Source organism: Mycoplasma sp. NEAQ87857, assembly GCF_009792315.1.
Lineage (GTDB): Bacteria > Bacillota_I > Bacilli_A > Mycoplasmatales > Metamycoplasmataceae > Mycoplasmopsis.
The window spans coordinates 695,943-710,016 of record NZ_CP045542.1 but is presented as its reverse complement, the minus strand read 5'-3'; the positions used below and the strand labels follow the sequence as shown (position 1 = coordinate 710,016).

11 protein-coding genes and 1 pseudogene are annotated in these 14,074 nt (G+C 25.6%); all 12 read right to left on the bottom strand.

The window, feature by feature from the left end; genetic code table 4:
• Position 1: 1 nt before the first annotated feature.
• Positions 2-805: an ABC transporter permease gene (locus GE118_RS02440; protein WP_158763862.1), complete on the bottom strand. Its 804-nt coding sequence runs from the start codon at positions 803-805 to the stop codon at positions 2-4.
• Positions 798-1,634, bottom strand: a complete 837-nt coding sequence (locus GE118_RS02435; protein WP_158763861.1) for an ABC transporter permease — start codon at positions 1,632-1,634, stop codon at positions 798-800. The genes GE118_RS02440 and GE118_RS02435 overlap by 8 nt, the downstream gene beginning before the upstream one ends.
• The gene (locus tag GE118_RS02430; RefSeq protein WP_158763860.1) at positions 1,618-2,994 is read right to left on the bottom strand and encodes an ABC transporter ATP-binding protein; all 1,377 of its coding nucleotides are present in this window, start codon (positions 2,992-2,994) and stop codon (positions 1,618-1,620) included. The genes GE118_RS02435 and GE118_RS02430 overlap by 17 nt, the downstream gene beginning before the upstream one ends.
• A 343-nt stretch (positions 2,995-3,337) precedes the next feature.
• Positions 3,338-3,511 carry a hypothetical protein gene (locus GE118_RS04370; RefSeq protein WP_233262741.1) on the bottom strand — a complete coding sequence of 58 codons (174 nt, stop codon included), beginning with the start codon at positions 3,509-3,511 and terminating at the stop codon, positions 3,338-3,340.
• A 48-nt stretch (positions 3,512-3,559) separates the two neighbouring features.
• Positions 3,560-3,790 (bottom strand): annotated as a pseudogene (locus GE118_RS04405) (DUF4143 domain-containing protein); the annotation flags it as partial.
• A gap of 72 nt (positions 3,791-3,862) precedes the next feature.
• The gene (locus tag GE118_RS02420) at positions 3,863-5,569 is read right to left on the bottom strand and encodes an IS1634 family transposase (protein WP_158763855.1); all 1,707 of its coding nucleotides are present in this window, start codon (positions 5,567-5,569) and stop codon (positions 3,863-3,865) included.
• A 141-nt stretch (positions 5,570-5,710) separates the two neighbouring features.
• Positions 5,711-6,661: a hypothetical protein gene (locus GE118_RS02415; RefSeq protein ID WP_158763859.1), complete on the bottom strand. Its 951-nt coding sequence runs from the start codon at positions 6,659-6,661 to the stop codon at positions 5,711-5,713.
• On the bottom strand, positions 6,651-8,165 hold the full coding sequence (locus GE118_RS02410) for a hypothetical protein (RefSeq protein ID WP_158763858.1): 1,515 nt from the start codon (positions 8,163-8,165) through the stop codon (positions 6,651-6,653). The genes GE118_RS02415 and GE118_RS02410 overlap by 11 nt, the downstream gene beginning before the upstream one ends.
• A 617-nt stretch (positions 8,166-8,782) precedes the next feature.
• Positions 8,783-9,256 carry a DIP1984 family protein gene (locus GE118_RS02405; protein ID WP_158763857.1) on the bottom strand — a complete coding sequence of 158 codons (474 nt, stop codon included), beginning with the start codon at positions 9,254-9,256 and terminating at the stop codon, positions 8,783-8,785.
• A 227-nt stretch (positions 9,257-9,483) separates the two neighbouring features.
• A complete protein-coding gene (locus GE118_RS02400) occupies positions 9,484-10,266 on the bottom strand; it encodes a hypothetical protein (RefSeq protein ID WP_158763856.1) in 783 nt (260 codons plus the stop codon).
• A 267-nt stretch (positions 10,267-10,533) separates the two neighbouring features.
• Positions 10,534-12,240, bottom strand: coding sequence for an IS1634 family transposase (locus GE118_RS02395; RefSeq protein WP_158763855.1), 1,707 nt, complete (start codon positions 12,238-12,240; stop codon positions 10,534-10,536).
• 83 nt (positions 12,241-12,323) lie between these two features.
• Positions 12,324-14,066 (bottom strand): hypothetical protein, encoded by a 1,743-nt coding sequence (locus GE118_RS04365; RefSeq protein ID WP_233262740.1) that lies wholly within the window; start codon positions 14,064-14,066, stop codon positions 12,324-12,326.
• Positions 14,067-14,074 lie beyond the last annotated feature (8 nt).

Sequence of the window (14,074 nt, the reverse complement as noted above, 5' to 3'; positions counted from 1 at the left end):
TTTAATTAGTTCCTTTTTTATTTTTTGCACTTTTTGTTAAAACATAAACTACATTTCCAATAATTGTGGCAAATAAAACAATAGAACCAAGAACTAATCCTCAAGGTCTAAATGCTCCTTCATATAATTTGGTTCCTAAAGTAGCAACATTAGACACTGTACGAGTAATAATAAAGTCATCGAAACTTAATACTGAACTTACTACTATTACCATCACAATAGAAGGTAACATATAAACAAAATAGGTTTTAAATCATGAACGTAACTTTGAATATCCTAAATCTTGTGAAGCTTCAAAAAAGTTATTATTAAACTTATCGCTTCTTGGTAGCATCAATGAAATTCCATAAGGTAAAGCCATAATAGTATGACCTACAACTACTCTTAAAAATCCCTCACTACTAGTTGATACTATTCCAAAAAAAGCTCCAAAAACTAAAACTAAACCAATAGCTGTAATGTTATCGGGATTAATTAATGGAATATTACTAGTAGCATGAGTAATCGGTCTAGCTATTTTACTTTTTTGACGATAAAGTGAATATACAGTAACTAAACTTAAAGCAACTACTAAAAAACTAACTATCACAGCTAATAAAATAGTATTAGTTAAAGCAATATCTCTACCATCACTTAAAAAATTTAATCAGTTATCTACTGTTCCTTTGGTTCAAGTTGTATTAGTTTCACCTTTAGGAGTTGGTTTATTAAAGCTAAATACCACCCCAAAAACTAAAGGAACATAAACAATAGTTAAAATAATGTAAATATAAAATCTTTTTAAATATTCAAAAAATTTATTCATAATGAGCTCCTTTTTTGAATTTAAAAATAATTCTAGGAATAATTAAAAATAATGAATAAATTCCAATGAATATAGCAGAAACCACAATAACTAACACACTAGCACTTGAAAGATCATATTTATTACCTGGATTAATTTTAGGGTTAAGTACATTTCCAATTAACTTAAAATTACTTCCATCAGGTAATAATTTATCAGAAATAATAAAAGTAGTAGCACTAGCTAAAAATATCATTGCTAATCCACTAAGAATCGCTTTAGTTCCATAAGGTAAAATAACTTTAAATAATGTTTTAAAGTTATTGTAACCTAAATCATTACTTGCTTCAATAATGTTTTTAGGCATATCTTTAAAAACTGAATATAAAGGCATAACCATTAATGGTAAATTTAAATAAGTTAAACCTATAATCATAAAAATATGACTATTTAAAGCACTAGGATCAGTAGAAAAAATTGATAAAGCTAGTCCTTTAATTGAATAAATACGAGCAATGGTAAAAATGGCCATTGGTGAAATAATTAAACTTAAAGCATAAATTTGGAAAATTTTACTTTTTGAAGTAGATAAAAAATAAGCATAAGGAAAAGCAATAATTAAACAAATTACAGCAGAAGCTAAACCTACTCAAATACTTCTAAGAATAATATTTCAAGTGGTTTGAGTTTTAATTAAAATAAAACTATCAAAATCTCCCACTTGAGAAAAAGCACTATGAATAATTAAAATAATTGGTAATATGATTAAAAAAATTGCAACTAAAACATAAGGGATTAATAAAGCTAATTTCCCATTAAATTGCAATTTCGCATTAATTTTGGAAATCATGGTTTGAATAATCTCACTTTGGATCTTTATCCATTAAATGAATTGAATCAATTGTTCAACTTAAATATACTTTATCACCAATTTCAAATTTCTTAGAAGTTTCTACATAAATAATTTCTTCTTCATCTGTTTCAACACTTAAATAATAATAGCTTCCACGATAAGAAATATCTTTAATTTTTCCTTTGATCTTATCTTTAGTATTTTTTGTAGTTAAAACAATATCAATGTCTTCAGGACGAATTAAAGCATCAACATTGCTGTTTTTAAATTGCTCATACTCATGGATTGTTTTAAATTCTTTATCAAGCATTTTAACATTTCCATTTTTCATTATTTTAGCATCAAAAATATTTGAATCACCAATAAATTTAGCTACTCAAATATTTACAGGAAAGTCATAAATATTCTTAGGAGTGTCATATTGCTCAATAACCCCTCCACGCATAACTGCTACACGATCTGAAAGTTCCAACGCTTCATCTTGATCATGGGTAACAAAAATAAAAGTTAATCCTAACTCTTGTTGAATTTCTCTTAATAAAACTTGCATTTTTTGTCTAATTTTAGCATCTAAAGCACTTAATGGTTCATCTAAAAGTAGAATTTCAGGTTCAATAACTAAACTTCTAGCTAATGCTACTCTTTGTTTCATTCCTCCTGATAATTGAGAAATTGCTTTAGTTTCATTACCTTCAAGACCTACAAGCTTAATCATTTTTTGAATTTTATCTTGCATTTCTTGCTTAGTCATTTTTCTTTTGAAATATTTATTTTCAAATGCTTCAGTTTTTTGAGATACATAATTTTCTCAATAAGAATATTTAAAGTCCGAATCATCTAATCAGTCTTGACGTTTACGATATTGATAAGTACCTTCTTTGTATTTTTCAAGTTCAAGTTCATATTGTTCTTGGATTTTATCCAATTCATTCATTTTTAATGTAGCTTTGTTTTGTCAAAGTTTCTTTTTTTGTTCTAATAAAGCAATGTGCTTTTGATTAATTTCTTCTTTATTAATTCTTTTTAATTTAAGACCATAAGCAATATTTCCTTCAACATTTAAATGTGGAAATAAAGCATAATCTTGGAAAATAGTAGACACATTTCTTTTATGTGCTGGTAAATCTTTAATGTCTATACCGTTAAATTTAATTTCACCTCTAGTAGCTCATTCAAAACCACCTAAAAGTCTTAAAATTGTGGTTTTTCCACTACCTGAAGGCCCTAATAAAGTAACAAATTCTCCACGTTTAATTTCTAAATCGATACTATGTAGAACTGTTTTGTCAGAAAATTCTTTAACAACTTCTGTTAACTCAATAATTGGTAATTTTTGTTTCTTTTTTTCGTTTGTCATTTAAATTCTCCTTTCAACTAATTATTAAGCAAAATTAATTAAAGGGGAGACTCTATCAAATATATCCTCACTATATTCTTCTATGGTGGATTTTAAATTAGGGTAAGTATAATCATTAAAAATTAATAGAATGAATTTAGTAAGTAACTTGGATAAAATTAAGTACTTATTTTTCATAAAAATAATTATAGAAAAAATATATTTTTTTGATAATAAAAAATTAAACTTTTTTGAATAAAAAAATAGCAAAAATAAGGGATTTTTGCTATAAAAATAGATTTTTTAAAAATAAACATTATTTATCTTGATTATTAAATATAAAATCAATTTTTTAATGTATTTTTTATGGTTTTAACATACCAATTGGAACAACATAAACACCATCTTCTCGTTGATAAGCAACTGATCCTAATCCTGTAATAACTATTAATGCTTTAGGCACTCATTCTCTAAATCTATAACGTTCTTTTTTATTTTTATCTTTTTGAACTTGACATCTATCTTTGAATGCAATCAAATTATTTGCAGCTTCATCAATCTTTTCTTTATCTCCTAATTTAACTTCAATTGCAAAATAACTTTTATCTTCAAATTCTAAAATAAAATCAACTTCATTACCGTTAGAATCTCGATAATAAAATAATTTTGCATCTAAATATTGAGCATAAATTTTTAAATCTCTATAAACAAGATTCTCAAAATAAAAACCAAAAATACTTAAATGTTTAATAGCTAACTTTTCATTTAAATCACTAGCAGCTAGTGCTAAACTCGGATCATAAAAATAAAGTTTTTTCTCCTGACTTTTGCAGTTATGGTTAAAGAAAAGACGAAAACCCCTGTATTTATTGCGTTTTCGTCTTTTTGTTTATCTTTTTCCTAGTATAATAGAACTTAAATTTTCAACCTTACCATATTTAGGTAGTGAATTAATATTAAATGCTTTTAATATTCTTGTAAGTCCTTCATCCATTTTTAATCTTAAAAAATGTTCTTTATCTTCTCCTCAAATGACTACTGTAGCTTTCTCATTTAAGGTTTTTATAATTTTAGATGTAGTTAAATATTGATCATCTTTTTCAAAATTTACTGTTTCTTTTAATAATAATTCAAGATATCTTTGAATAACTAAAGATATATAACAAATTAAGAAATGACCTAAAATAGATTCCTTTTTTCACACATAAACTGGTCTTGCTTCAAAATTGGTTTTAAGCACTCTAAAAGATTCTTCAATCTTTCATAAACCTCTTAATTGTTTATAAATTTTCATTGGATCAATTTCTTTAATATTAGTTCTTATCCCATAAAACCCAATTGTCTTTAAATCTTTATCATATTGTTTTTGATTGAATTCAACGTTTTCAACTTTACTTGAAATATACTTTTTGCCACCTGTATTAATAGATGATTTGTATGTTGTATGGTTCTTTTGTTCAATTAGTTTAGTAGCTTTTTGTTTTAATTTTTCAATGTGATATAAGTCATATTTTGATCTTTCGCTTGAGTAAGTTAAAACTAATTCATCATCTAGAGCATAGACTTTTTCGTCACTATTAACATAGTCAATTACAGGTATTTTTCTCACGAAAAATTTATCTGTAACACTTTCAAAAGTATCTAAATCAAATGCATCAGACACCTTTTTATCTAATGATTTTATTTTTTCAGTAATGATGTAGTTGTAACCTAATTTTTTCATTTCTAATAGGTTATTTTTAGAATTTAAGCCTTTATCAGCAATAATTGTGATGTTTTGGAAACCAAAATTGTTTTTCAAACTCTCTAAAAATGGTAAAAATGTTTTGAATTCATTAGTATTTCCGGGAAAAACTTCATATGTAATAGGAATACCTTTGTTATCAATAGCAAGTGCTAAAACCACTTGTGTTTGATTCACTTTTAAGTCTTTTGAAAAACCAAAATTTCTTAATTCATCAGCGTCAAAACTTTCAAAATAAATTGTTGTTACATCATAATAACAATGTGTTAAATCTCTATTGTACAAGCTTGATAACTGTTTGTTTAAATAACTTACAACCTTGCTTTTTTCTTTACCAATTTTTTCAAGTGATCTATAAACTGACTCAAGAGAAAAGTCATAATTTGTAATAAATTTTTCTTTTTGATTGAAAGTTTGAAGTTTTGATTCAGGTCTTAAAATTCTTGAAGTTACTAAGAATTCTGTAAGTTCAGAAAGTGAGTATTTTGTCCTATAACTTTTATCAACTTTATTGAAAAACTTGTCTAACTTTAGTGTTTTGAATAATTTTCTATAAATCAAATTACCATAACACATAGTGTCTAAAGTTTCGTTATCAGTAAGAAGTACATTATGAAGAAGTGAATCCATAACATCAGTTACTAATTGATTTGCTTCTGATATTTTTGCTTTTGACTTTTTACATTCTTCTTTTAATTTTTCAATAGCAAGTGGATCGTTTGCTATTAAATCTTCTTTTCTACCCAATCTTTGTACAACTTTATGAACTGCTTTCTTTTTAACTTTGTCTCATTTTGATTCCACTAGTGTTACATATTCAACACCACTTACTTTACTAATTTTCACAAACATATTCGCATTATATCATATTCTAACAGAATAACAAGTAAAAAAATTAATATTACTTATATACTATGTATATAAGTAAAAATTTTTTAACTGCAAAAGTCAGGAAAAAATAACTAACTTATGTTAGTTATTGGATAGTGGTATTTAATTTTTATTAACTTTTGATTCTCGGTATTCTTGGATTTTTTGATAAGCTCTGTCAATTACTTCTTGATCACTTTCAGATTCGATAGATTGTTGAATATTTTGAATATGTAAAGGTCATGCACTAGCATCATCTTTATCATAACATACTAATGTTTCTGTTTTAAAATACTCTCAAATAAAAGTGAAACGATGTATAAATACATATCTTAAACGATTTTTCCTACTAAAAATAACTCTATTATAGTCATAACTATATCGATTCATATAAGCTACAAATTTATAAACACTAGTATGTGGATTGTTGAACAATACCACAAATTCAACTTGCATTTTATATACAAATGACTCAACAAATGATTCTATAAACATAGCAATTCCGGGCATTGATAGTACTAAAATTCATAATTCATTTGGTCTTGGGTTTCCTAACATTAAAATAATTGGTAAGTATAGAAAGAATGGAACTATATAAGTTGCAATGAATCAACATTTAAATCAATTGAAGATAAAAATATAGATACTTAAATATTTCAATCTCTTTTGTTTTCACTGTTCAATATATTTGCTATCAAAATATTCAACTTGTTTATATTTGAGTTTTTTAAGATTAAAAAGTTGTTTATAACAAAATCCGGACACTATGTCCTTATTAAATAAGTATGCTGTAACATGTCTAAATTTTTCAATAAATAAATCATTATAATTACTGTTAAAATCTTGACAAAATGATTTTAGTCTCATTCCTTTTTTGATAGAAACTAATAGTAATATAAAGAAAAATAATTGGAAAAAGCACCCAATACCAATTGAAATATAATTAAATATAATAGTACGATTTGGTAATTTGATAAAAGCTATATTTATTAATATAGGTACTAAAAATCAAGCTGCAGCAATACCTTGTAAGATTCAAAGATTAACTAAGTTTGCATTAAATTTATTTTTCATATAATACTTTATTTAATCTCGATGCAAAATTACCAGCAAATCCTAATTGCGTTGCAGAAGCCACAACATCAGCAAAAGTTAAAGCAACTCCTATACCTGTAAGAGTACCAGAAACTGTAATATTAGCTACTTTTCCCGCAAGTTTTTCAGATAGTTTAGAGATACTTTTAATTAAAAAATTATTACTTTTGCCAAAGTTTTCTACAAATATTGTTTTTATCCCTTCCATAGCTGCTTTTGAACTTCATTTTGTGAATATCTTTGAAGTTACTTCTACAGGAACCTTAAACACTCTTTTTATTAATTTTTGAATAACAACTCCAAAAATAAGTGGTGTAGTAAGTAATGCTATTGGTCTATTCATAAGTACTAGTAATAATATATCCTTAATAACATTACCACCTCTGAATTCTTTACTTTTAACAGCGTTATGTATTAAATTTCATAATTCATTAGCTGGATAATTATTTAATAAATTCTTAATTTCTAACATTTCTGTGCTTCTAAAGGTATTTTTTAAACCTTGTAAATCATTTTCTAGACTGTGATAAGTGTCTCAAGCTTGTTTTGCAGAATATGTCATTAATCCTGCTTGAAAGGCAGCGGCTGTGGCAGAGACCAATGTAGCACCAAAAGTAAATCAAGCCATTGCTGAATATGCAGCAAATAAAGCTCAAGCTGCAGCGGTTAAAGAAGTGGATACAATATTAAGAACTCTTACTCTTTCAATTTGTTCTTCGTAAATAGAGATAATCTCTTCACCTTTAGCAATTAATTTTTTAAGATATTGAATTTGACTATCTATTTCTTTAATTTCTTCATTTCTTTTTTGAGCTTCAATTCTTTCTCTTTCAATTCTTTCTTTCTCTAATCTTAATCTCTCGAGTTCTTTTTTATGCTCTTCTTCTTTTTGTTTTTGTATTTCTTTCTGTCTTTGAATTTCTTCTTGTTTTTTTAATTGTTCTCTTTTTATTTCGTCAACATTAGTTTTTAGTTTTTTATCAATTGTTTTGAAAACGACTTCATTACTATTGTTTTTGTTTTCTTCATATGTTTTTTGTAGATTACTAAACAATTCTTGAGTTTTTCCATCATTAAAATCAAGTGATTTGATTTTTTGGTAATTTTTCATCGCTTCTTTTTGGATTATTTCCTTACAAAATGTATCTAAAAGAATATTTTTACTTAATTCTCCATCGAAAAACTTTTCAACTGTTTTATCGATATTTTTTAAAACTTCACTTCCATATGATTCTATTTCTCTAGCTATTATTTTTTTATTATGTATTGCATCAAGTCCATCATAAACAAGTGTCCCTGGTAGTTTAAAGTCAAAATTTCTACTTATGACTGCAGCATTTATATCTAATAGCGAACTATCATTTAATGTAGTTCGAATATCCTTGTCTATATTAATAGTTGTTGCGTATGTAGGTGTATTATTAGGTATGACACTTCCTAATGATGCTACACCCATTAAAGCATCCAATGTATTGTTTTTCATTTTTTTACCTCCTAATTTTGAATATATAATTTGATTATATATGAAAAAAAATATAAATTTAAAGATATCAAAAAATAACTAACTTATGTCAGTTCTGTCATTTCATATTTGCCTTTTTTCATCTTTATAATTATGATGTTTTTTTAATTTTTATCGATAAAATTTTCTTACCATTGTCTATTTTGTTCTATTTTGAATGATACTTCTATGTTTTTTATTTGTAATAGTAATATTTTTGCAATAAAGTAGAAAAAAAAAGAGATTTTTACATCTCTTTTTTTGTTAACCCACCCCTTCCATAATATCAAACAATAAATTCGTATTAAAAATAATACTTATAAAAAGAAATTAGTTTTAATCTAAAATTTAAGCATCTCAAATGTAATTAAATTGTTATTTATAAATTGTGCAATTTTAAATTGTAAAAGTGATATGGTGGTGTAAATTGTAAATTGAAAACTTTTATATTAAATTGATCCATAACACTACTTTGGTTGACAAATGTCTCATTTAATGTTTAAGATATTTACTACAATATTTAAAAAATATTGTAGATTGAGAATGTGTTTGATATTAACCCTATAAATTATAAACTTAGCAAGTTTATATAACTATTTTTAAACTTCAGTAGTTCAATTAGTTCTTTGAATTAAGTTTTCTAACTTTTTAAGTTCGTTTTTTAATTTTAGAATTTCTTCTTGAAAATCTAATGCATTAATAAACATTGGAGTTATTTTTACATCTTCTTTTTGATATTTAAAAGCTCTAATTTCCTCTCTTTTAGCGTTTTGAATTGTTTCGGTTATTTGTTCTAAAAATGATATTTTTTTATTAAGTAGATCTCTTTGAAGTAACATAGCATTAATGTTTTGGAAATTTCCAGCTTTAACTTTGTTGTTAGTTTCGTTAATTAAAGTTATTGTGTTTTGAAGTTCAACTTCATATTCACAAAGTAAATCGTATTTTTCTAATCATTCTTTATTGTTTTCATTACCAACTGTTGAAATTGAGTTTTGTTTTAATCAAATTTTAATTTGTCCCATTTCTTTTTGTAATGTGGTTCTTTTGTTTAATAATTCTGCTAACAGCATAGATACTCTCCTTTATTAAAATATGAATAATATAATGATTTTTACACAAAAATAAGTCTTATTTTTATTATACTTAAAGCCATTAATATTAAACGAGTTACTATAAAATATATGAAAATTATTTAAACCATTTTCATATAAAGTATTTTGGTTTTAAAGTCAAAGTATAAATTTCTCTGATCTTAAAGAGATTAAAAAATGAGCAATTTTTAATTGCTCATTATAATTTAATCATTTAAATCTACTGTAAAAGTATGTTCTTCATCACTATCTTTAAGTTTATATGTTATTATGAATTTTTTATTTTCTTGATCGTAATTTGCATTTAGGTAGTATTGTATGATTTTTTTACTTTTTTTCTTGTCGCCAGAATATTTAAGTTTTCCTTGAAATTCATTTTTTAATGTGAATATTTTGTTATCTTCTTTAATGTCACCACTTTTAATACCAAAGATTGTTTCAAATTGATCGCCTCAAGCTTTATATGTCACAAGATCTTTTGTCTTACTTTTTAATTTTTCTTTTAATTTATTTTTATCTACATCAAATAATACAGCTTCTTTTGGTGTTTCAGCAACTGGTTGGGGTTCTGCGGGGGCATCATTGACTGGTGATGGTTCTGATACAACAGGATTAGAATCACCTGTTTCGTTAGAATGATTTGGTTGACCTCCATTAACTAATGGCTGAGGATTTGAAGATTCATTTGTGTCATCAGAATTAGAACCATTATTATCTATAGTTGATACAGGTGGAGTTTGATCTTCGTTATGAGTTGTGTCTTCTGGTTTTGGTTGAGTATTTTCGTTCTCATTTGAAGAAGTTGTTAAAGATGAAAAATCAATAGTTGATGTATAAGTATTTGTAGAGTGAAGATTTTTTGATCATACATAGTATGTAAGAGTTAATACTTTTGATGTTTCATCAAAAGTTTCTTCTAATTTAGGACTATAGTTACCTTTATTACTTATATTACCTAACTTATATGTATTAGGTAGATCGATATTCATTTTAAGAGTTATAAAATTATTTTTGTCAATATTAAATCTTAATTCATTAATATTTTCTTTTTTGTTAGTTTTTCAAACAAAAGGTAAAGTAGCTTTATTATTTGTTAATTTTTGAGAAATAGCATCATAAAGTTGTTTTAAATCATCAACTTTTACAATGTTTGAAGCGTGTTCATTAGCTCAATTATCTAGTTTTTCCTGACTTTTGCAGTTATGGTTAAAGAAAAGACGAAAACCCCTGTATTTATTGCGTTTTCGTCTTTTTGTTTATCTTTTTCCTAGTATAATAGAACTTAAATTTTCAACCTTACCATATTTAGGTAGTGAATTAATATTAAATGCTTTTAATATTCTTGTAAGTCCTTCATCCATTTTTAATCTTAAAAAATGTTCTTTATCTTCTCCTCAAATGACTACTGTAGCTTTCTCATTTAAGGTTTTTATAATTTTAGATGTAGTTAAATATTGATCATCTTTTTCAAAATTTACTGTTTCTTTTAATAATAATTCAAGATATCTTTGAATAACTAAAGATATATAACAAATTAAGAAATGACCTAAAATAGATTCCTTTTTTCACACATAAACTGGTCTTGCTTCAAAATTGGTTTTAAGCACTCTAAAAGATTCTTCAATCTTTCATAAACCTCTTAATTGTTTATAAATTTTCATTGGATCAATTTCTTTAATATTAGTTCTTATCCCATAAAACCCAATTGTCTTTAAATCTTTATCATATTGTTTTTGATTGAATTCAACGTTTTCAACTTTACTTGAAATATACTTTTTGCCACCTGTATTAATAGATGATTTGTATGTTGTATGGTTCTTTTGTTCAATTAGTTTAGTAGCTTTTTGTTTTAATTTTTCAATGTGATATAAGTCATATTTTGATCTTTCGCTTGAGTAAGTTAAAACTAATTCATCATCTAGAGCATAGACTTTTTCGTCACTATTAACATAGTCAATTACAGGTATTTTTCTCACGAAAAATTTATCTGTAACACTTTCAAAAGTATCTAAATCAAATGCATCAGACACCTTTTTATCTAATGATTTTATTTTTTCAGTAATGATGTAGTTGTAACCTAATTTTTTCATTTCTAATAGGTTATTTTTAGAATTTAAGCCTTTATCAGCAATAATTGTGATGTTTTGGAAACCAAAATTGTTTTTCAAACTCTCTAAAAATGGTAAAAATGTTTTGAATTCATTAGTATTTCCGGGAAAAACTTCATATGTAATAGGAATACCTTTGTTATCAATAGCAAGTGCTAAAACCACTTGTGTTTGATTCACTTTTAAGTCTTTTGAAAAACCAAAATTTCTTAATTCATCAGCGTCAAAACTTTCAAAATAAATTGTTGTTACATCATAATAACAATGTGTTAAATCTCTATTGTACAAGCTTGATAACTGTTTGTTTAAATAACTTACAACCTTGCTTTTTTCTTTACCAATTTTTTCAAGTGATCTATAAACTGACTCAAGAGAAAAGTCATAATTTGTAATAAATTTTTCTTTTTGATTGAAAGTTTGAAGTTTTGATTCAGGTCTTAAAATTCTTGAAGTTACTAAGAATTCTGTAAGTTCAGAAAGTGAGTATTTTGTCCTATAACTTTTATCAACTTTATTGAAAAACTTGTCTAACTTTAGTGTTTTGAATAATTTTCTATAAATCAAATTACCATAACACATAGTGTCTAAAGTTTCGTTATCAGTAAGAAGTACATTATGAAGAAGTGAATCCATAACATCAGTTACTAATTGATTTGCTTCTGATATTTTTGCTTTTGACTTTTTACATTCTTCTTTTAATTTTTCAATAGCAAGTGGATCGTTTGCTATTAAATCTTCTTTTCTACCCAATCTTTGTACAACTTTATGAACTGCTTTCTTTTTAACTTTGTCTCATTTTGATTCCACTAGTGTTACATATTCAACACCACTTACTTTACTAATTTTCACAAACATATTCGCATTATATCATATTCTAACAGAATAACAAGTAAAAAAATTAATATTACTTATATACTATGTATATAAGTAAAAATTTTTTAACTGCAAAAGTCAGGAGTTATAAAATTATTTTTGTCAATATTAAATCTTAATTCATTAATATTTTCTTTTTTGTTAGTTTTTCAAACAAAAGGTAAAGTAGCTTTATTATTTGTTAATTTTTGAGAAATAGCATCATAAAGTTGTTTTAAATCATCAACTTTTACAATGTTTGAAGCGTGTTCATTAGCTCAATTATCTAGTTTTTCTTGATCACTTATTTCAACAACTGGGTTATTATTTCCTGAATTTGTATCAATGTTAGGTTGATTGGTTGGGTTGTTTGGATTAACAGGAGGTTGAGGTTGTTCAACTGGAGCTACTGGATCAGTAGGATTATTAGGTTGCTCTACATTTTCAGTAGGTTGATCATTAAAACCATTGAATTTAGATAAATCTAATGCTACTTTTTCATTATCACTAATTATTAAAGTTAATGAAATAACTTTTTTATTTGAATCAGTTGTTATTTCACCATTTAAGTATTTTTCATTAGGTTTAGTAGTATATGAGACTAATTGATTATTTTCTGCATTTCCACCACTACTAATACCAATAAATCCATTATTGTAAACTTGGAATAAGTTGCTGTAGCTAATAGTGTTTGAAGCTTCTAATTGGTTAAATTTAATAGGACTTCTTTTTTTATCTAATAAGTTTTGTAAATTAGCAACAACATCTTGATATGTGGCTTTAGTATAATCAACAGTAAATTGATTTACTGGTTGTACAGGTGTGTTATCAGCAGGTGTTTTGTCTTTTTCAGGTTCTTTAGGTTGAGTGTTATTATGTGTATCTGTTATTATAGGTTTTTCTACGTTTTCAGTAGGTTGATCATTAAATCCTTTAAATTTAGATAAATCTAATACAATACTTTTTTGTTGATCAACTATAAGTGTTAATGAAATCACTTTTTTATCTACATTGGTAGTTATAGAACCATTTAAATATTTAGATAATCCTTCACCAGTATATGAAACTAATTTATTATTATCTTCATTTCCGCCACTTTTGATACCAATGTATCCGTTTTTATATACTTGGAATAAGTTTTGGTATTCTAAAGTTTTTGAAGCTTCTAGTTGACCATATTTAGTAGGACTACTTTTTTTGTTTAATAAGTTTTGTAATTTAGCAACAACATCTTGATATGTAGCTTTAGTATAATCAATAGAAAATTCATTAGAAGACACATTTTCTACTGGTGTTTCTGGTTTAGTAGGTTCAACAGGTTTAATAGGTTCAATAGGTTTAACTGGATCTACTGGTTTTATAGGTTCAATAGGTTTAATGGGTTCTATTGGTTTAATGGGTTCAATTGGAGTAACAGGGTCCACTGGTTTTACAGGTTCTATAGGCTTAACTGGTTCTGTTGGTTTAATAGGTTCTACAGGTTCTTTTTGCTTGTTGTTTAATTCAATTTGCTCTTCTATAGTTAGACCATTATTTTGAGCTTGATCAAGTAATTTTAATTCATCATTAATTTTATTAGTGATTTGTGTCAATGATGCAGTTTTATTTTTGCTTTTAACTAAAGCATTAGTAACTAATTTATTTAAATAATTAGCATAGCTAGATTGATTATTCTGAGAGTAAATTTCTGCCATTCCTTGCAATGATTGAATATATTGGTTAAATTTCTCTTTTTCAGTATTTGAAGTGTTAGGATTAACACAAGAAACTAAACTAATTGGAGTGATCATTGATCCTCCTAATAGTAGTAACATTTTTTTGAATTTCATAATAACTC